General features: G+C 70.8%; 14 protein-coding genes. 4 read left to right on the forward strand and 10 right to left on the reverse strand.

The window, feature by feature from the left end; translation table 11 throughout:
* Positions 1 to 404: 404 nt before the first annotated feature.
* From VGC13_RS12730 to VGC13_RS12745, 4 genes are all read left to right on the forward strand, one after another.
* Positions 405 to 1,778 (forward strand): sigma-54 dependent transcriptional regulator, encoded by a 1,374-nt coding sequence (locus VGC13_RS12730; RefSeq protein WP_331125628.1) that lies wholly within the window; start codon positions 405 to 407, stop codon positions 1,776 to 1,778.
* Between the two features lie 810 nt (positions 1,779 to 2,588).
* Positions 2,589 to 3,137 carry a hypothetical protein gene (locus VGC13_RS12735; RefSeq protein ID WP_331125629.1) on the forward strand — a complete coding sequence of 183 codons (549 nt, stop codon included), beginning with the start codon at positions 2,589 to 2,591 and terminating at the stop codon, positions 3,135 to 3,137.
* Between the two features lie 35 nt (positions 3,138 to 3,172).
* The gene (locus VGC13_RS12740) at positions 3,173 to 4,477 is read left to right on the forward strand and encodes a tetratricopeptide repeat protein (RefSeq protein WP_331125630.1); all 1,305 of its coding nucleotides are present in this window, start codon (positions 3,173 to 3,175) and stop codon (positions 4,475 to 4,477) included.
* A gap of 592 nt (positions 4,478 to 5,069) precedes the next feature.
* Positions 5,070 to 6,332 carry a GGDEF domain-containing protein gene (locus VGC13_RS12745; RefSeq protein ID WP_331125631.1) on the forward strand — a complete coding sequence of 421 codons (1,263 nt, stop codon included), beginning with the start codon at positions 5,070 to 5,072 and terminating at the stop codon, positions 6,330 to 6,332.
* A 289-nt stretch (positions 6,333 to 6,621) separates the two neighbouring features.
* Here the strand turns inward: VGC13_RS12745 and VGC13_RS12750 are convergent, their stop codons facing one another.
* The 10 genes from VGC13_RS12750 to VGC13_RS12795 form a co-directional block, all read right to left on the reverse strand.
* Positions 6,622 to 7,971, reverse strand: coding sequence for an HD domain-containing phosphohydrolase (locus VGC13_RS12750; protein WP_331125632.1), 1,350 nt, complete (start codon positions 7,969 to 7,971; stop codon positions 6,622 to 6,624).
* Between the two features lie 928 nt (positions 7,972 to 8,899).
* Positions 8,900 to 11,785 (reverse strand): TonB-dependent receptor, encoded by a 2,886-nt coding sequence (locus VGC13_RS12755; protein WP_331125633.1) that lies wholly within the window; start codon positions 11,783 to 11,785, stop codon positions 8,900 to 8,902.
* Between the two features lie 294 nt (positions 11,786 to 12,079).
* Complete coding sequence (locus VGC13_RS12760; RefSeq protein ID WP_331125634.1) at positions 12,080 to 12,553, reverse strand: hypothetical protein; 474 nt, start codon at positions 12,551 to 12,553, stop codon at positions 12,080 to 12,082.
* 674 nt (positions 12,554 to 13,227) lie between these two features.
* Positions 13,228 to 13,566 carry a hypothetical protein gene (locus VGC13_RS12765; protein ID WP_331125635.1) on the reverse strand — a complete coding sequence of 113 codons (339 nt, stop codon included), beginning with the start codon at positions 13,564 to 13,566 and terminating at the stop codon, positions 13,228 to 13,230.
* A gap of 48 nt (positions 13,567 to 13,614) precedes the next feature.
* Positions 13,615 to 14,271 carry a hypothetical protein gene (locus tag VGC13_RS12770; protein WP_331125636.1) on the reverse strand — a complete coding sequence of 219 codons (657 nt, stop codon included), beginning with the start codon at positions 14,269 to 14,271 and terminating at the stop codon, positions 13,615 to 13,617.
* A 145-nt stretch (positions 14,272 to 14,416) separates the two neighbouring features.
* Positions 14,417 to 15,991 (reverse strand): bifunctional metallophosphatase/5'-nucleotidase, encoded by a 1,575-nt coding sequence (locus tag VGC13_RS12775; protein WP_331125637.1) that lies wholly within the window; start codon positions 15,989 to 15,991, stop codon positions 14,417 to 14,419.
* 235 nt (positions 15,992 to 16,226) lie between these two features.
* Positions 16,227 to 17,498: a S41 family peptidase gene (locus tag VGC13_RS12780; RefSeq protein WP_331125638.1), complete on the reverse strand. Its 1,272-nt coding sequence runs from the start codon at positions 17,496 to 17,498 to the stop codon at positions 16,227 to 16,229.
* Positions 17,499 to 17,575: 77 nt separating this feature from the next.
* Positions 17,576 to 17,902, reverse strand: a complete 327-nt coding sequence (locus tag VGC13_RS12785; RefSeq protein ID WP_331125639.1) for a helix-turn-helix domain-containing protein — start codon at positions 17,900 to 17,902, stop codon at positions 17,576 to 17,578.
* Positions 17,899 to 18,246, reverse strand: coding sequence for a type II toxin-antitoxin system RelE/ParE family toxin (locus tag VGC13_RS12790; protein WP_331125640.1), 348 nt, complete (start codon positions 18,244 to 18,246; stop codon positions 17,899 to 17,901). Before VGC13_RS12790 ends, VGC13_RS12785 begins: the two co-directional genes overlap by 4 nt.
* A gap of 422 nt (positions 18,247 to 18,668) precedes the next feature.
* Positions 18,669 to 19,076 carry a hypothetical protein gene (locus VGC13_RS12795; protein ID WP_331125641.1) on the reverse strand — a complete coding sequence of 136 codons (408 nt, stop codon included), beginning with the start codon at positions 19,074 to 19,076 and terminating at the stop codon, positions 18,669 to 18,671.
* Positions 19,077 to 19,193: the final 117 nt, after the last annotated feature.

Raw genomic sequence — 19,193 nt, forward strand, 5'->3', positions numbered from 1 at the left:
CTGCGGATGGTTCGGCGCGAGGAGCGGGCGCCCCCTCCGGCTCGCTCAGGCTCGCCACCTCCCCCAAAACTGCTGGGGGAGGTTGGGGTAAAGCCGCGGGTGGTGGCTCGGCGAACGGGATCGAGCTGCGTCCGGAACGGCCCCCTCCCCCGGCCCCTCCCCCTCGTTCCTTGGGGAGAGGGGAGAATCCAATCCCGCTGCGGAAAGCTTTTCGAGCGCGTCACCCTCCCCCGCGCAGTTTGCGGGGAGGGCCGGGGAGGGGGGCGCCCGCCGCTCGCGCAGAACCATCCGCGGCACTCCGGACGCGGGGCGGCGTTGCGTGTGGGGCGAGGGTGCGTTGCACCATTTTGCAGAATCCCCCATAATGCGTCATTCGAAACATTCCCCAATCCGCAGAATGGGCCGTGCCGCTTCCGTCCGTGCTGGTCGTGGACCCCGCGCCGGAGACGCGCGCCGCCGCCCTGGAGGCGACGGGCGGGCGGGCGAACGTGCGGGTGGCGGCCTCGCTGGGCGAGGGGCTTGAGCTGCTGCGTGCCGCCGCGCCCGACGCGCTGCTGCTGTCGATGGACCTGCCCGCGGTGGACATGACGCTGGTGGCGCGGCTGGTGGAGTCGGGGGTGCCGGCGGCGTCCATCGTGCTGATGGCGTCGCGCCCCACCATGCAGGCGATGGTGGAGTCGTCGCGGCTGGGGGTGCTGGGGCTGGTGGCGGCGCCGGTGGACGCGCGCGAGCTGGCCGGGATGCTGCGCCAGGTGTTCGCCGGCGACGAGGTGGTGCCGCTGGCCCCCGCGGGCGACGAGGACGGCGACGAGGAGGCGGCCATCGGCGCCAGCCCGGCCATGCTGGAGGTGTTCCGCATGGTGGGCCGGGTGGCGGGGAGCCCCGCGACGGTGCTGATCCTGGGGCAGAGCGGAACGGGCAAGGAGCTGGTGGCCAAGGCCATCCACCGCAACAGCCCGCGCGCGGCCGGGCCGTTCGTGGCCATCAACTGCGCCGCCATCCCCGAGAACCTGCTGGAAAGCGAGCTGTTCGGGCACGAGAAGGGGGCGTTCACGGGCGCCATCACCCGCAAGATCGGGCGGTTCGAGCGGGCGCACGGGGGCACGCTGTTCCTGGACGAGATCGGCGACATGTCGCTGCCGCTGCAGAGCAAGATCCTGCGCGCGCTGCAGGAGCGCGAGATCGAGCGGCTGGGCGGCGAGGGGCGCATTCACGTGGACGTGCGCGTGGTGGCGGCCACCAACCGCGACCTGCGCGCGGCCATCGGCGAGGGGACGTTTCGCGAGGACCTGTACTTTCGCCTGGCGGTGGTGACGCTGAACCTGCCGCGGCTGGCGGACCGCGGCGGCGACCTGGACCTGCTGGTGCGCCACTTCGTGGCGCAGTACGCGGTGCGGTACGGGCGCTCCATCCGCGGCATCGCCCGGCCCGTGCTCGAGGTGCTGCACCGGCACCCGTGGCCCGGCAACGTGCGCGAGCTCAAGAACGTGCTGGAGCGCGCGGTGCTGCTGGCGCACGGGCCGGTGCTGCTGGCGGAGCACCTGCCGCTGGACCAGCTGCGGCCGCCCGACACGGGAGAGCCCGCCGCGGGCGGATCTCCGCTGCCGGGCTACACCCCCGACCTGCCGCTGGCCGACGTGGAGCGGCTGCACATCCGCGAGGTGCTCATCCTGGTCGGCGGCCACCTGGGCCGCGCGTCGGAGGTGCTGGGCGTGCACCGCAACACGCTCACGCGAAAGATCCGGGAGTACGGGCTGGAGGGCGGGGTAGGGGGATAGCGAAGTGCGTAAGTGCGTAAGTGCGTAAGTGCGGGAGTGCGGGAGTGCGGGAGTGCGGAAGGAGAGCGGGGATCGAGCTGCGTCGGCGGGGGCGCTCACCCGCTCGCTCAGGCTCGCACCCTCTCCCGCGACCGGGAGAGGGTATAGACGGCGAATGCGTGTGGGGCGGTTCGGATGATGTGGTGCGGGATGGTGGGCCGCCCCCCCTCCCCGCCCCTTCCCCCGCAAACCGCGCGGGGAGGTGACGTGCTCGCCGGACTGTCCGGAGCGGATCGAATTCCCCCCTCTCCCCGAGGAACGAGGGGAGAGGCCGGGAGAGGGAGCCCGCCTCGGACGGAGCTCGATCCCCATCGTCGAGCCTGGAGCCCAGCGGCACCCCCAACCTCCCCCAGCAGTTTTGGGGGAGGTGGGCGAGTAATGCGAGCCCGGAGGGGGCGCCCGCCCCTCGCTCCAAGCTATCCGTAGCGCGCCCGAATTCTCCCCGCTCCGTGAGGAACGAGCGGGGGGGCCGGGGGCGGGGCCGGGGGAGGGGCCCCCCGCCGACGCAGTTCGATCGTCCACCCGCAATCCACCCCATTGCCCTCCTCCGCCCCGCTCTGGTGCACCACCCGCTGTTTCACCAAAAAGGTGCAAGATCACGAAAACGGGGAATGCCCGATCCGCATCGGCCGCAGAAAATCCAGCAAGTACGCGGAATTTGCACGCGAGGAACTGGGCATGGCACCTGCTAGGTAGAGAGGCCGAACCTGATTCGGCGTCGAGGCAGACGCCGCATTCGGCCGTTGCCAACTCCCCCCAGGAGCCCATCCGGTGAACGCTCGTCGCTCTCTTGCCCTGGCTGTTGCCGCGCTGTTCGCGCTGGCCGGGTGCTCCGACGTTTCGCAGCCCGTCATCGCCACGCCCGAGCAGTCGGTGAACGTGCTGGGCAACAGCATCGACCTGAACGGCGTGCTGAAGTTCGTCTCCATGCCGGACCTGTCCGGCACCCGGCACGCCGAAAAGTACATCGTCGCCAGCCAGGGCGGCTTCGTGGAGCTGAACGGCTTTCGCGTAGACATTCCCGCCGGCGCGCTGTCGCAGAACACCACCGTCACCATCGACCTGCCCACCGACAACGTGCTGGGCAAGCGGCTGGTCGCGGAGTTCGGGCCCCACGGCACGCAGTTCAGCACGCCGGTCACCCTGAGCTTTCCGCTGACGGGCGTGCTGCTGACGGGCGACCCCATCGAGGTGGCCCGCTGGGAGAACGGCGGATGGACGTCGCTGGGCGGCAGCGTGAACGCGCTGGGGACGGTGCTCAGCAGCACCACGCCGCACTTCAGCACCTACGGCGGCAAGATCGTCCTGGCCGGCGGCTGACCGCGGCGCGCGACCGGCGACCCGTGCCCCCCGCCATGAGCAAGTCCGCACCGCCCCACCTGCTGGTGGAGCGCGCGCTGGCCCTGGTGCCCGACTACGAGGACTTTCTGCCGCTGAGCGACGCCCTGATCGGCGCCTCGCGGGTGGACTCGGACAAGCTGTGGGCGCGCTCGGGCGCGTACGCCACGGTGGGCAAGCGGGTGGTGGACCCCGCCCGGGTGGAGGAGCTGGTGCGCGTGCGGCTGGACCGCAGCCAGCAGCGGCTGCGCGAATTGTTCGACGTGGTGCTGGGCGCCATCCGCGAGCAGCAGAACGGCAACCCGGCCACGGCGGCCGAGATGCTGATCCAGGCCGGCGAGATGGAAGAGACGGCGCGGCGGCTGGACAAGGCGGACCGCATCTACCGCATGGCCCTGGGGATCTCGCAGGACCTGCGCGAAAAGGAGCCGCACGTGGTGGCGCTGCGCCGCCTGGGCCGCACGGCGCGGACGGCGGGGCGGCTGGAAGAGGCCTGGAACTGGTACGAGCAGAGCTTTCACTTGGCGGCCGACGCGCTGGACGCGGAGGGGCAGGTGATCGCCTGCCAGGGCCTGGGCAACGTGTGCCACGACCGCGGCGAGCGCGACCGCGCCCGCACCTGGTGGGAGCAGGGGCTGCAGCTGGCCGAGGGGCTGGGCCAGCCGGCGGTGGAGTGGCCGCTGTACATCAACCTCTCCGCGCTCTCCATGCTGGAGGGCGACCTGGCCGAGTCGGAGCGGCTGCTGGACCGGGCCCGCGAGCGGATGGAGCAGTCGGGCGCGCCCGACGCGCGGCTGTACTGGCTGAACAACCGCGGCCTGCTGCTGATGGAGCACGGCGACTCCGCCGCCGCCGAGGCGATCTTCCGGGACGCGCTGGAGGGTGCGGAGGGCCACTGGGAGCTCACCATGCGCGTGAACCTGGGCGAGGCGCTGCGGGGCCAGGCCCGGCTCCTCGAGGCGGAGGACGAGGCGCGGCGGGCCGAGGAGATCGCCATCGTCCACCGGCTGGTGCCCGACCTGATCGACGTGTACACCCTGCTGGGCGCCATTGCGCGCGAGCGGTGCGACGAGGAGGGGTTCGTTTTTTACGAGCAGGCGCTGCGGGTGTGCCACGAGCGCGCCCTGCCCCGCAAGACGGAGGCGGCCATCCTGCACGGATACGGACAGCTGCACTGCGCGTGCGACCGCCCCGAGGAGGGCCGCGGCTACCTCGAGGCCGCCCGCGACGTGTACCGCGCCCTGGGCTTTGCGCCCGAGCTGGCGAGGGTGGAGGAAAGCCTGATGAAGCTGGAGCCCGAAGGGGTGCCGGAGCCGGTATAAGAGGGGATGCACGGATGGGGATGGGGTCTGGGGGGACCCCGCGGGGGGGCCGGAAGTTTCGGTCTCCCCGCACCTTTTTGTATGTGGCCCCTGCTGAATCCGCGAAAACACCCGTCATTCTGGAGGGAGCGCCCATCCCGGATCCGCCGGGAAACGCGGAGCCGGTTGGCGGGACCGAAGAATCTCCCGCCGCTCGCGCGGAACCTTTCCCGGGCATCGCCCCGCCCCCTGACGGACAGATCCTGCCGCCCGGCATGGAGATTCTTCGGTCGGCGCCATGCTCTCGAGCGCAAAGGGAGCACTGCGTGGCGCCTCCCTCAGAACGACAGTTCTGTCGGATGTGGTATCCCACAGAGCCCCCATGGTTTCTCGTGCCGTTCCCTCTGCCCTCACCGTCCGAGCCGGACATGTACCGCCCCCATCGGCCATTTTCCGCTCGCCGCCGTCCCCGCCAGAGGACGGCGATTGACCTGTTGAGGAAACAGGTGTATCTTCCATAACTCTTTTGGGGTCTTGCAGATACGGGCCGGGTGGATGCTCCGTGGTTCGGGATTCCGCCGGGCCTTTTTTCGTTTCTAGCGGGAGTGCTGTCATGATGGTGCGGCGTGCGGATGACCGTCGGTTGCGCCTGGTGCTGGCGCGGCCGACGGGCTGGATTGCGGGGGGCGAGCTTCCGGCGCGGCGCGCCGCGCGCCGCCGGGACGTAGCCCCGTTCGGCACAGAGATGCTGGACCAGCTCCCCGAGCAGTGCCAGCACGGCGAGAGCCTGGTGCTGCTGCTGGACGGCCCCGGCTGCGAGGGCATGCTGGTAACGGGTGCCGTGGCGGGAATGGTTCCCCAGGGGAGCGACAACCCCGACCTGATGGACCGCGCGGCGGTGGGTGCCTCGGTCTTCCTGCGCGAAAAGCTGCGCACCGAAAAGCGGCAGCAGCTTCCCGACCAGCTGATCGGCTACTTCGAGGAGCTGAACGCCGCCGACTGCGAGGACGGCGTGTGGCGCGCGCTGGCCTCGCACGCGCTGCGCATCGTGGGCGCGCACATGGCGCTTACGCTGGTGCACGACCGTGCTCGCGGCATCGTTCGCGCGCCCGCCGCCCCGGACGCGCGCCCGGGCGAGCACCGCCCCTGCATCGTGTGGGACGACCGCCTGTCCACCGCGGGGCTGCTGCTGTCCGAAGACGCCCGCCGCGGCGGCACCGCCGAGTTCGCGGCGCCGCTCTTTGGCGATCCGGCGACGGCGCTGCTGGCGCACGTGCCGGTGAGCGACGAGGGCGTGCTGGTGCTGACCGAGCGGCGCGAGGAGCGCATCTTCGAGCCGGAGGACTGGGACGTGCTGCGTGCGCTGGCCCTGCAGGCCGAGATGGCGCTGCGGCGGGTGCGGCTCATCGACAGCGTGCGCTCGCTTTCGCTGACCGACCCGCTGACCGGGCTGGGCAACCGCCGCCACATGGAGGTGGTGATGGCGCACGCCTGGGCCGCCGCCCGCCGCGGCGAGCCGCTGGTGGTGATGGCGCTGGACCTGGACGGCTTCAAGGAAGTGAACGACACCCGCGGCCACGACGCCGGCGACCGGATGCTGTGCGAGGTGGCCGCCGCCCTGCGCGCGGAGGCGCGCGGCTCCGACGTGCTGGTGCGCTACGGCGGCGACGAGTTCCTGGTGATCCTTCCCGGCTCCACGGTAGACGGCGCCAACGCGCTGGCGGAGCGGGTGCGGCGCCGGCTGGACGGCGCCGTGGGGATCAGCGCGGGGGTGGCGGCGTACGCGCCGGAGCACGAAACCCCCGAGTCGCTGATCCGCGAAGCCGACCGCCGGCTGTACGAATCCAAGGCCCGAGGCCGCTCGCTGGTGAGCTGACGGGTCACCGCCAGGCAATGGGGCCTCGCGCGGAGGCGCAGAGCGGAAGATCGGGTTCGGACGGAGAAAACGGAGTCAACGGGGGACGATACGTCTCCCGCTGGCTCCGTTTCTTTTGCACCCCCCCATCCTGTTCTCCTCCGCGCCTCCGCGTGATGATGATACCGGATCCGGGAAATCAACACCTGATGGGTACAGAGGAACAGAGTCAGACAGAGGAAGCCAAGATGATTTCAGCCCGCTTTCTCTGTCTGACTCTGTTCCTCTGTACGATCATCCCTTTTCCGGGTCAGCCGTGCGAGATCTGGACGGCGCGCGGGGGCGGGGGAAACTGCACGGGGCCGGCGCCGGTGCTCAGGGCCAGGAACTCGGGAAGCAGGCCGCACTCCGCGTCGAAGTCGTCGTCCGCGTCGGCGCCGCGGGGGTCGTCGAGGACGGCGAGCAGCGCCTCGACCACCCGCGGGTCGAACTGGGTTCCCGCGCCCTGGACCAGCTCGGAGCGGGCGTGCGCGTCGGTGTACGCCTCCTTGTAGCTGCGCCGGCTGATCATGGCGCAGTACGCGTCGACGGCCGCCACGATGCGCGCCGCCATGGGGATCTGCTCGCCGCGCATGCCGTCCGGGTAGCCGGTGCCGTCGTACCACTCGTGGTGGTGCAGCACCACGTCGGCCACGGGCCCCAGCGCGGGGACGGAAAGCAGCAGGTCGTGCCCCACGCGCACGTGCGCCCGCACCAGCTCCCGCTCTTCCGGCAGCAGCGGGCCGGGCTTGTTCAGCACGCCGTCGCTCACGCCGATCTTGCCCACGTCGTGCAGCAGGGCCGAATAGCACACCACGGCCTGCTCGTACTCGGGCAGGCGCATGCGCTCGCCCACCATTCGCGCGTACCGCGAGGCCATCTCGCAGTGGCCGTGGGTGTAGGGGTCCTTGGCCTCCACCGCGTCGGCCAGCATGCTCACCGTGGCCAGGTAGGCGTGCTGAAGCTCGCGCTCCAGCCGCCGGTTGCGCACGGCCACGGCGGCCTGGTCGCCCACGCTGAGCAGCGAGTCGGCGTCGTGGCGGTCGAACTCGCCCTGCGCGCGGTCCGCGGCCACGATCACGCCGTCCAGGTCGGCCATCAGCACCACGGGGGTCGCCACGAAGTTGCGGAAGCGCTCGCCCGGACCGGGTGCGGGGAGCTGTGACTGGGGCTCGGTGGTGTTGCAGACCATGGTGTCGCCGCCGTCCAGCACCTGCCGGCAGATGGCGGCCAGGAAGGGCGACGGCTCGTCCACGTTCACCTCGCCCACGCCCATGGCGGCGCGCACGCGCAGCCGCTCGCCGGGGCGGCGGGTGGTGACGTACACGCCCCGCGTGGCCTCGGTGATGGTAAGGCAGGCCTGCAGAATGAGCTGGTACACGTCGCCGCCGAACAGCGCGCCGTGGATGTCGCGCAGGGAGCGGTCAAGGCACTCGGCGCGCTTGCGCTGGCGCTCGGCCGACACGCGCTGCTCGTTGAGCTCGGCGAACAGCTCCGCCTCGCGCTGGCGCCACGCTTCGCGCGTGCCGCGGTACGTCCGCGCCGCCAGCTCCATCTGGTGCAGGACGGGGTCTTCCCCGTGGCCCGCGCCGCCACCTTCCCAGGCCGTGATCTCCGACATCTGCCCCTCCCCCGCGAAGCGCGCTCCATCCACCCGTAGATTGACGTCTGATCGGCGCTGTTACGAATCCAGGAATCAGAAATCGTACCGCAATTGCGAGCAGCAGCAGCGATGGCGGATTGGGAGCGGGAGGGTGGGGGATCGGGGCGTGGAGGTGTGTCCGCAGGGATCGGTGCGCGTGGCGGGAGGCCCCTCCCCCGGCCCCTTCCCGCTCGTTCCTCGCGGAGAGGGGAGAACTTCAGTGGCGCGGCGAGAGTCTGGTCTGCGTCCGCGGGCGCCCCCTCCGCTCGCTTAGGCTCGCACCACCCCCAAAACAGCTGGGGGAGGTTGGGAGGGGCCGGGGCAGAGGCTCGGCAGACGGGATTGCGCTGCGCCCGGGGGATGGTCCCTCCCCCCGGTTGCTCTCCGCACGGAAAGGGGAGAGTTCGATCGCGCTTCGGCTGGTGGCCGGTGCATCCGGCCGGCGCCCCCTCCGGGCTCGCATGACTCGCCCACCTCCCCCAAAACTGCTGGGGGAGGTTGGGATGGGCCGGGGCAGAGGCTCGGCAGATGGGATTGCGCTGCGCCCGCGGGGATGGCCCTTCCCCCGGTCGCTCTCCGCGCGGAGAGGGGAGACTTCGATCGCGCGACGAAGGTGTTTTGCGCGCGGGAGGCAGTCGCGTGAGGGATGCGCGCCCGCAGGGCGGAGAACCCGGCGCGCATGCACATGAGTGGCGGGAACGCGCGGAGGATGGTGCGCGCCGGGGGCTCGGCGCCGTTGGCAACAGTTGTATCGTTGCCTACGGCGCGCGCAGCCCGGCCCGGAGCGCAGCGGAGGGACACGCCCACCCCCGCCGTTCCCTCCCACGTCCGAAACAACGAAAAAGGGGAGCCGACCCGCGGCTCCCCTTCCTCATCGTCCAGCCCCGGAACCCCTACACCGGCATCCTCAGAAGTCGTAGCGGATGCGGGCGATGAGCATGCGGCCGATGGTGGGCGTGCCCGGGAAGGGGCGGTAGTCGGCGTCGAGCAGGTTGTTCACCAGCACGTTGAGCGTGGCGCCGCGCACCATGGGCAGACGGTAGCCCAGGTTCAGGTCGAACAGCGTGTAGCTGTCGACGCAGGCTTCCTGCAGCGCCGGCACCGGGTCGCCGGGCTCGTTGAGGCACGCGGTGCCCACGTAGACGCCCGAGTTCACCGGGAACGCGTCGCTGTAGCGCATGCGCACCTGGCCAAAGAGGCCGGTGTCGTCGTTGTCGTAGTCCACGGTGAGCGTGCCCTTCCACTTGGGCGCGTTCAGGGTGACCAGGCCGGCGCTCTCCGTCTCGAACACGTCCTCGCTCATGAAGCTGGCCGACGCGCCCAGCTGCCACTCGTTGCCCACCAGCGCCGTGGCCGACACGTCGGTGCCCCACAGGTCGATGGTCTCGTCCACGTTGACGTACGTCACCAGCAGCTGCCCGCCGCGGGCGTCCACGTCGTCGGACGAGATGACGCCCACCGGGATCGTCGCCAGTCCCGGGACGGCGGGGGCGGTCTCGGTGGCGGGCCGGCCCAGCAGCGCCGTGGCGGTGGCGGTGGCCTGCGCCTGGCTCATCCCCAGGTCGGCCATGAAGCGCGGCACCAGGTACGCGCCCAGCTGCGGACCGTTCAGCAGCAGCAGCGGGGTCTGGATGGTGAGCGGCGTGACCAGGTCCTCGCGGCGCGACCACCACACGTCGGCCGCGATCAGCAGCCGGTTGGCCAGAAGCCCCTTGTACCCCGCCTCGATGGTGGAGCTGATGGACTCGCGGATGGGCTCGATGTCGTTCAGCTCCAGGTCCGCCAGCGAGCCGCCCACGCCGGTGACCACGTCCAGATAGTTGAGCCCCACCTGGGCCGCCGTGGGGCGCAGGGTGCTCAGGTACTGGCCCAGCGCCGGGTTGGCGTTGAACGCGCCGTTGGCGGCCAGCACCCCCACCGCCAGCGGGTACAGCTCCGTGGACCTGGCGGGAAGCAGCTGCGCCGGCCCGCCCATCGCGGTGGGGGTGAAGGGCGAGCGCACCTGGTAGCTGCCGTCCTCGCCGCGGAACCGGAAGCCCTCTTCGCCCGTCCCCTGGATGCGCAGCGAGTAGCCCAGCCCGGCCAGCGCCGCGTTGGGGATGGCCGAGCCCAGGTCAAGGAACTGGTTCAGCGAGCTGGGCGTGCTGAACGCGCGGTTGTAGCTCAGCCGCAGCGCGTGGCCCTCGCGCGGCTTGAACACCAGCGCCGCGCGGGGCGAGAACACCGGGTTGGGAAGCGCCGAGTGCGAGTCGACGCGGCCCGCCAGCACCAGCTCCAGCCGCTCGGAGAGGTCCGTCTCGGACTGCAGGTAGGCGCCCAGCTCGGTGGTCTCGTCGTTGTCCTCGTACCACCCGTTGATGGTGCCCTCGGTGACCGGGGTGGTGTGCAGGTAGTCGGCGCCGTAGGTGAAGTTCTGGCGCTCGTTCCACATGCTGAAGCCGTGCTGCAGCTGGCCCACCAGCAGGCTGGAGCGGTCGACGATGGGGGCGCCGTTGCGCAGCAGGTAGGTCTCGCCGGCGTCGCTGCGGTTCAGGTAGACCTGCGCGAACAGGCGGTTCCAGGTGGTGCGCGCCTGGTAGTAGCTGCTCTTCCAGTCCTTTACCTGGCTGGCGCCCAGGCCGGTGAGCTCGATGCCGCTGGCGGCGTCGGTCATCCCCGCCGAGAACACGGTGGTCATGGACGGCATCATCCGCCAGTCCAGCCGCGCCTCGCCGGCAAAGCGCTGCACGTCGAAGTCGCGCGTGCCGATGCGGTTGATGCGCGCCTGCGCCGAGAGGCTGTCCAGCCCCACCGCGCGGGCCAGGTCGGTGCGGGCGAAGCGCGCGGCACCGATCTGCTGCGGGGTGCACCCGGTGGCGTCGACCACGCAGCGAAAGCGGGCCTGCTCCGCCGCCTCGGCGGGGTCCGTGTACTCGAACTCGCTGGCCTGCATGTACTGGCCGCTCAGCTTGAAGCCGATGTCGTCCGTCAGCAGGTGCGCGGTGCGGAACTCGGTCTGGAACAGCTCCTGGGTGCCGCCCGAAAAGCTGACGGTGGTGCCCTGGTCGTCCAGCGGCGAGCGGGTGATGATGTGCAGGATGCCGTTGGCCGTGTTGGGCCCGTACAGCGCGGCGCCCGGCCCCAGCACCACCTCCATGCGGGCCACGTCCTCGTTGTTGCTGGGGACGAAGTGCAGGAAGTTCACCCGCAGCGAGGGCACGCCCGCGATGCGGTTGTCGGTGAGGGCGTGCAGCGAGCCCGAGAAGATGTTGTTGAAGCCGCGCGCCACCACGTTGGTGGACTGGATGCCGGTGGACGCCACGTCCACGCCGGGCACGCTGCGCAGGTGGTCCACGGGGGTCACGGCGGGGCGCGCCTGGATCTGCGCCTCGCTCACCACCTCGACGCGGGCCGGCGCGTCGGTCGCCTTCTCGGGCCGCTTGCTGGCCGAGATCACCACCGGGTCCAGCCGTACGTTGCCGAACGAGACCTGCGCGTCCACCCGCGAGGTCTGCCCGGCGCGCACGGTGACGTCCAGCCGGCGGACGGGGATGTCGGTGCCCGAGATGACCAGCGCGTAGCTTCCCGGCGCCAGCCCCGAGATGGCGTAGGTGCCGTTCTGCGCGGTCACGTCCGAGCCGGCGGTGCGGCCGTCCGCGGCGATGGCCTCCACGCGGATGCCGCCCAGCGGCGCGGACGAGGTCACGTCGCGGATGGTGCCGCGCACGCCGCCCGTCTGGCCCTGGGCGTGGGCCGGCAGGGCCAGCAGAAGTGCCAGCAGAAACAGCAGGATGCGTCCGGACGGGAGCCGCATGGGTTCCTCACGGATGGGGGTGGACGCGCCGGCGGGGGTGCCTGCGCGCGTACGGTGGCAACGGGTCAGCCTGCGGGGTGCGCCGCGGCGTGGCGCGGCACGGAGGAGCGGTCGTGCGGGCCATCCGGACGGAGTGTGGATCGGCAGAATGTGAATGCCGCTCACGATACGCCCACGGACCGCACGGATGCAAGGGTTTTGCAGATATGGAGAAAAAACGTACCCCGCCACGCGCGTCCATCCGTGCGTGGCGGGGTTCGATCGTTCGATGGAGCGGGGCCGGACGGGCTGTGGTCAGCCCGCGGCGGGCGCCGCTCCCTCGCGCTCCTGGCGCAGCAGCTCGATCTCGTCCGGCGACCACTCGTTCAGCCGGTCGATCTCGCAGCGGATCTCCAGGTAGGGCGAGCGCGCCACCTGCGTCCGCCGCTCGCGGGCGGCGAATGCGGCGCCGCGCGCCTCGTCCCAGCGCGCCGCGTCCACGTACGCGTTGATCAGCGTCTCGTACGCCAGCGGATGCGGGTACGTGCGGAGCAGCTGCTGCAGCTGGGGGATGGCCTCGATGCGGGAGGTGCGATTGGTGAGGTCCATCTCCATCAGCTCGTTGGCCACCTCGGCGCGCCGGCGCAGCAGCTCCTCCAGCTCGCCGGGATACGTCTTCTGGTCGTACTCGCCCAGCGCGTGCAGCGTGGGCGGCTCGCGCCCGAAGATGGCGTTGATGATGGAGCCGTGCGGCGGCGACTCGTCGCCGTTCTCCGCGTCCTCCGCCATCCGTTTCCTGATCCAGTGCCGGATGCCCATTGTTTGGCTCTGTCGTGAGTTGAGTTTTTACGCGCGCGGCAGAGGCAAGAGGCGCGCCGGGGGGCGGGTGAAGGGGTGAAGGGGTGAAGGGGTGAAGGGGCGAGCCCGGCACCCTGTGATCACCCGGGACTGTCATTCCGAGGCCCGGCCACTCCAGATCCGCTTCTCGCGCCGCAGATTGCAGGGTCGAGGAATCTACTCTCCGCCTCCTCGAACTCCGACGCGGCAGCCCGCACCCAAGCCGCGGCCACGAGGAAGTCCGACAATGCCCGGTCGCCAGGGCTCGCCACCGCGCGTGCGATGTGCGTCGAAGCGCCACGAGCAGCCGACGGTAGATTCCTCAGTCGCGCGCTGGGCGCGGATGTGCGGGATGGTCCAGCGCGGCGCTCCCTCGGAATGACACTCCTGTGTTCGCGGCGTAGTCTCGTGCCGCTTTGTGGACAGCGAGACGCACCGTCCCTCGCGCCCAATCGAAGCGAACCGCGGCCCGTACCGTGTATCCCTCTCCGCTTGCGGGAGGGTGCGGCTCTTCAGGCCGCGGGTGAGGGCCCCGCGCGAAGCGCGCCCGCTGTTTCAACTTCCTCCCGCACTCCCGCACTCCCGCACTCCCGCACTCCCGCACTCCCGCACTAACGCACTCCACTTCAACTGCCGCAGACGTGCTCCGCCGGGTACAGCTTCCAGTCCTTCGCGTCCTGCGGGTTGTAGCACACCTTGTACGTCTTGGCGCTGTCGTACCACGAGATCCGCTCCATGGTCTGCGCGTGCACGCCGTTGGCCGCGTCCACGAACGAGAAGGTGAGCGTGTGCCCGTCCTGGTCGTCCTCGCCGTCGTTCCACCGCGTGGGCGTGGCCACGAACCCGATGGCCGGCGCCTCGGCCGACTGCCGCTTGCTGTCGGCGGCGCTGCCCTTCAGCACGAAGAACACGATTCCCGCCGTGATCGCGCCCACGATTCCCAGAACCACCAGATACTGCTTCATGTGCGTTCGTCCTTCCGGCGTGGTTCCCGTGTGATGTGTGGTCCGGCGTCAGTCGCGGCTTTCCGTCATGCGGACGCGCGCCGCGTCGATCGCCTTCTGCACCGCCCTGTCCAGCTCCGGCTCGCGCTGCTCCGCCTCACGCAGAAGGTGCTGCACCGGCTCAAGCGGCTGCGCCTGCGCCGCGGCGCGGGTGGCGGCCGGCAGCACGTAGTCGATGGTGGTGAACACCATCATCGTCGTCTTCATCTGCGCCTCCAGCAGCCCCCGCTCCGACATCCCGCGCTTCATCAGCCCCAGCGCGCGCTGCGGCGGGTTGCTCACCTCTTCGCCGATGAAGTGCGAGAGCACGTCCACCACCTCCTGCTCCAGCGCGGCCGCCTCTACCAGCGCCGACTCCAGCGTCCCCGCCGGGAACGACGCCGTCCCCGATCCCGGCAGCAGGAACACCTTCGTCGTGTTCATCAGCCCGAACATCGCCTTGCCGGCGCGCACGTCCAGCCGCGCCGCGCCGGAGCGGTGCACCGCGTAGAGCGCCGCCTTCATCGCGGCTTCCATCAGCGTCTGCGAGCCCACCTTCACGCCGCTGGTGAGCACCTCTTCCTTGAATCCCAGCATTCCCGCCTCCGGCACGAACCGGTCGCCAAAGAGGATGACCAGCTCGCTGGGCGCGAACGCCGGTGCGGTGTTGAATGCGGCTTCGCTCAACGCAGCGTCTCCTGAAGTGTGTCCGTGGATCTCAGACTCGCTCGGAACTTGACAGAGCAAACAGAAGTTCGATCATCCCGTTCACCCGTTCACCCGTTCACCCGTTCACCCGTTCACCCGTTCACCCGTTCACCCGTTCACCCGTTCACCGCTGCACGCCCGCCTCCACGATGCGCCCCTCCGCCGCCGGCCCGATCGCCTGTCCATTCGCGTACGCCGCGGAGAGTGCGTCGAACGCCATCAGCCGCACGTCCGGGCCCGGGGGCACGCTCAGCAGCGCGCGGTTGTGGAACAGGTAGCCGTCGCCGCCGCTGAACAGGTAGTCCGGCACGGCCACGACGTACACGCGGTTGTCGTCCAGCGGCTCCCACGCGGCGCCGCGCTGGATCTCGACGCTGGTCACGCGCTGATTCGCCGGGCGGCTGCGGTCGAAGGCGAAGCGCAGGCCGGAAACCTGTAGAAAGCGCCCCTCGCCGCGCCCGCCCGACACGCCGCGCTCCAGCACCGTTTCCCGCAGGTCGCGCCCGCGCAGCCATACCAAGCCCACCCGCGTGGGAAAGCCGAAGGTGCGCGCCAGGTGCTCCCAGCGAATCTCGCCCTGCAGCGCGTCGTCGATGCGGATGGCGCCGCCGTTCAGCACCGCCACGTCCGCCGGGATGGTGGGAAAGGCGGTGCGCATCTGGTCCGCCAGCCAGCTGCCCCAGGCGCTCTCCTGGTTGCGCACCGCCTCTTCCGACGCATCCATCCGCGTGGTGCTGCGCCCGATCACCTGGTCGAAGAAGGGCACCTTCTCCCGCATCCGCGCGGCCCACTTCTGCTGCACGTCGCGCGCGTACGCGGGGTCCACCGCCACCGACGCGTCCAGGGGGATGGAGTCCGCCCGCAGCGCCGGCTGGCCGCCGCGCCGCCCCACCACCACCTGCCAGATGCGCCGCGCGTTGCTGTCGCCCTTGGTGATGGCCGCGGTGCTGTCCGTCAGCGGGTGGTGGATGAGAAAGTGCTCGTGCCCGCCCGCGATCCACAGCAGTTTTGGATGGGTGGCGCGCAGCGCCGCGATCTGCCGGTCGTAGCCCAGATCGAGGTGCGTCAGCCCGACGATGGCGTCCACGCGCCGCGCCTCCAGCGCCTGGATCTGCCGCTCCGCCAGCGCCACGTACGTCGTGTCCCACGCCGCGTACTCGCGGGGAGAGTCGAGGAAGGTGAGGGTAAAGATGCCGATCCGCATGCCGCCGGATTCGATCACCGTGTCCGTGCCCAGGCGGCGGTCGGCCTCTGCGTCGCCCGTGTTCAGGCGGACGTTGCCGGCCAGCCAGGGAAAGCGCGACGCCTTGATGGCGTTGGCCAGCATCCCCGGCCGCCGCTCGTCGAACTCGTGGTTGCCCGGAACGGCGATCACCGGCGCGCGCGCATGGAGGAAGTTGAGCGCGTCGATCATCTGCTGCCCCTCGAAGTACCGGCTCTCCAGCGACGGCGCGATGAAGTCGCCCGCATGGAGGATGCGCACCGTCGCGCCCGTGGCCCGTCGCGCGCGCTCCGCCACCGTCAGCACGCGTCCCAGCCCGCCCACGGCCCCGTTCTCCACGGGATCGATGCGGTACACGTCGTTGATCTGCACGAACGTCGCGGCCGGGCGAAACTCCTGCGCGCGGACGGGGAGCGCGGCCAGCAGCAGCGCGTACGCCAGCCGGCGCGGCGCAGGAAAGCGTGGGGCTCTGGTCATTGTCGGGAGATGGTGAAAACCGCGGTTTGGCGGATGAAAATCACGGGCTGGACGCCGTCCATGGCGGGGGTTGAGAATAGGACTGCCCGGGTGCAAACACAAGTCGCCGCGCGGCAGGCCGCCGCCCGTGCGCCGCGTGGATCGCCGCATCGGCAGGGATCGGCTCCGTACGCGGGGAGGCACGGAAGCGCCGTCGCTCCCGCGCCTCCGTTTCTCTGCACCGGGCACCAGGAAGTCAGCGCGCCCGGAGGATCTCCAGCGCGGCCGCGAGGGCGGGGTCGTCGCCGGGGTGGCGGGGTGGGTCAGGGCGGATTCCGGGCGACCACGCCTCGCGGGGCGTGCCGTCCACGTGGTACAGCCGCTCCGCCGGAATGCGCACCGTGAACCGCGTGCGCGGCAGGACCACGTCGTACAGGGCGCCCTGCAGCCGCGCCATCGGTGTTCCGACGATCTGCGCCCGGCGCATGCCGTCCAGCCCGATCGCCAGCCCCTCGCCCATGCTTGCGGTCCATCGGCCCACCAGCACCACCACCGGCCGCGTGTACGTAAAGGGTCCGCGGGGGGCGGCGTGCTCCACCCAGATGCGGCGGATGCCGTGCCGCCGTTCTTCCGCCGCGAGCTCGTGGCGCTGGTACGGGCGCTCCTCCGCGATCAGCCGCCCCAGGATGCCGCGGGCGACGGTGGTGTTTCCGCCGCCTGGCGTGTCGCGCAGGTCCAGCACCAGCCCCCGCGTGTCGCGCAGCGCCGCGAGCGCCGAGTCCCACGCCGCGACCAGGCGTGTGTCGCCCAGAGAGTTGTGGATGCGGACGTAGCCGATCCCGCCGTCCAGCCGCTCGGCCGTAAGCGGCGCCTCCGGGCGGTCGTACACGCCCGGCTGAAACTCCGCCGTCGCCGGCACTCCGTTCTCGTCCGCCAGCTCCAGCCGCACCGGCGCGTCGTGCCGGCCCGCCAGCGCCGCCCGCAGCGCAAAGTCGTTCGCCGCGGGATCGGGCGCGGAGAGGGTGCGGGGCAGGTACTCGGCGGCCGCTTCGTCCACGGGCCGGCCGCCGATGGAGGTCACCTCCTGTCCCGCCCGCACGCCGGCCCGCTCGGCCCGCGACCCCGCGCGGACGTCGGTGATGACGGCGCGCGACTGCCGCCACTCGGCCCAGACGTCGGTGCCGCTCGGCACCATCCGCGGCGACGCCGCGGTGTTGGCGCCCACGTGGGCGTGCGGATCGTACAGCTCACGAACAACCTCCTCCAGCACGCCCAGGAACTCCCGCCGGCCGCGCGCCTGCGCCGCGCGCGGCCGGTACAGCGCGCGGACGCGGTCCCAGTCCGTGCGCGAGCCGTCCAGGTAGGCGTAGCCGTCACGGACTTCCTGCCACAGCGCATCGAAGTCCTGTACGTAGGCGTCGGGAGGAAGGGTGTCGGCGGGGCTCTGGGCCGAGCACTCGGCGGGCGCCAGCACGGCCGCCGCCAGGGAGCAGGCCAGGAGGGCCGAAGCCAGCAGGGGGTGGCTCATTCCGAATCCAGAAGGGTGCGTGAGGCCGGAGGCACGTCGCCACCCGGCCCCGGAGCGGACCGGTCCCGCGCCGCCGATCAGGCGGCACGGCGCTCCGGCGCGATGGCCTCCGCGATGTCGAGCACGGTGGCGCCGGTTGCCAGCAGCGCGCGGACCAGCAGGTCCAGCGACACGGACGGATCGCGCGCCTCCATCTTGGCCACGCGTGACTGGCTGGACCCCAGCCTGGCCGCCAGCGCCGCCTGCGTGACGCCGCCCTCCGTGCGACGCGCCCGGATTGCGTCGCTCAGCGCGATACGCAGATCGATGTAAGCCATCTCTTCGTCCGAGAGGCCCAGAAACTCCTGGGTGTCTCCAATTTTCCAACCGTCCGCTTCCAGCCGCTTGCGCTCGCTCTCATTCATCGCTCACCTCGTTTGGTTTCGTCATACCGGCGAAAACGACGCTTGCAGGCGTCGATGACGCGGTGTGGAGTGGCCACGGTCGTCTTGCGGAACACCTCGGCAATCAGGATCGCACCGGGATCGATCCGATAGACGATGCGCCAGTTCCTGTCCTCGTCCACGATTCGCAGTTCATGACAATGCGGTCCAATGCTGGGCATGGGCCGTGAGTGGGGCAGGCCCAGCATCCTGCCAAGTTGAAGGCGTTGAAGCAGTTCTCCTGCCTCGATCCGTGCCGCCGCGGAGAATGGTGGCGACTTTACCTCTCCGTGCAGCCACACCAGCGGCTTTCGCTCAGGTTGCATGGTAACCTATGTCATATTCGACATGAACACAAGTCCCACGCGTACCCCCCTACAGAAATGCGTGATCGACAGGCGTGGCGTGGGAGTGGACGCGAAAGGCTATGAAGTAAACGGAGTGTGCGGAAGGGGGTGGAGGTGCCTGGGGGCAATGCGGAGCCAACGCTGGCTGGATGGGGGCGGCGGGCGCAACCGAGGGCCCAGATGAGTGGTGCTTCTGCCACGGGTGCAGAATCCTCTCCGTTGCCCAGACGCCTGTGTAGATGGGAGGCTGAGCGGCCCCACGAAGCGGAGGCGGAGTCGATCGCGGGGTGTGGGCGCGCGAAAACGCTCCGGAGCACCCTGAGTGGATGCCCCGGAGCGATCGGGGAGTCTGCGGAGTGCGGATCCGCCGGCGCCTGAATCAGCGGACGCCGGAGGGAGGCTCAGCCCGCGCTACCCGGCCCCGGATCGGGCGGCTCGCCGGCGCGCAGGCGGGCCAGCCAGGCCGGCACCTCCGTGTTCGCGTCCTCGTGCAGCTTGGTGAGACGGTCCAGCAGGGCGGCGCGGGCGTCGGCCTGCTGACCCTCGGGGATGCCGTCCAGCAGGATGGCGAGCGCGGCCTGCGCTGTTTCCTCCGAGAACTCTCCCCGGCTGGCGCCCCGGTTCACGTACCACGCTGTGAGCTTGCGCAGGGTAGAGCGGTACGGCCGCGTCCCGTTGACGAAGTGCTGCAAGCCCATGGGGCTCATCGGGATGCTGCGCGCCACCGCCCGCAGGGAGATTTCGGCGACGGCGCGGCGCGCCGCCTCCCGGATGGCCTCGAGGGGCACGTGCGGGCTAGGCGGAGGCACGCGTCACCTCCCCATGGCGCCGGCCGTCCGGCCAGCGTCCAAACCGTATAAATCGATAGTTGTTACACTCTCCAGTCTACGGCCCCGGAGGCGGCTTAACAAGAGGCGCGTTCAGCA

The organism is Longimicrobium sp. (assembly GCF_036399255.1).
In the GTDB taxonomy this organism is placed as follows: domain Bacteria; phylum Gemmatimonadota; class Gemmatimonadetes; order Longimicrobiales; family Longimicrobiaceae; genus Longimicrobium.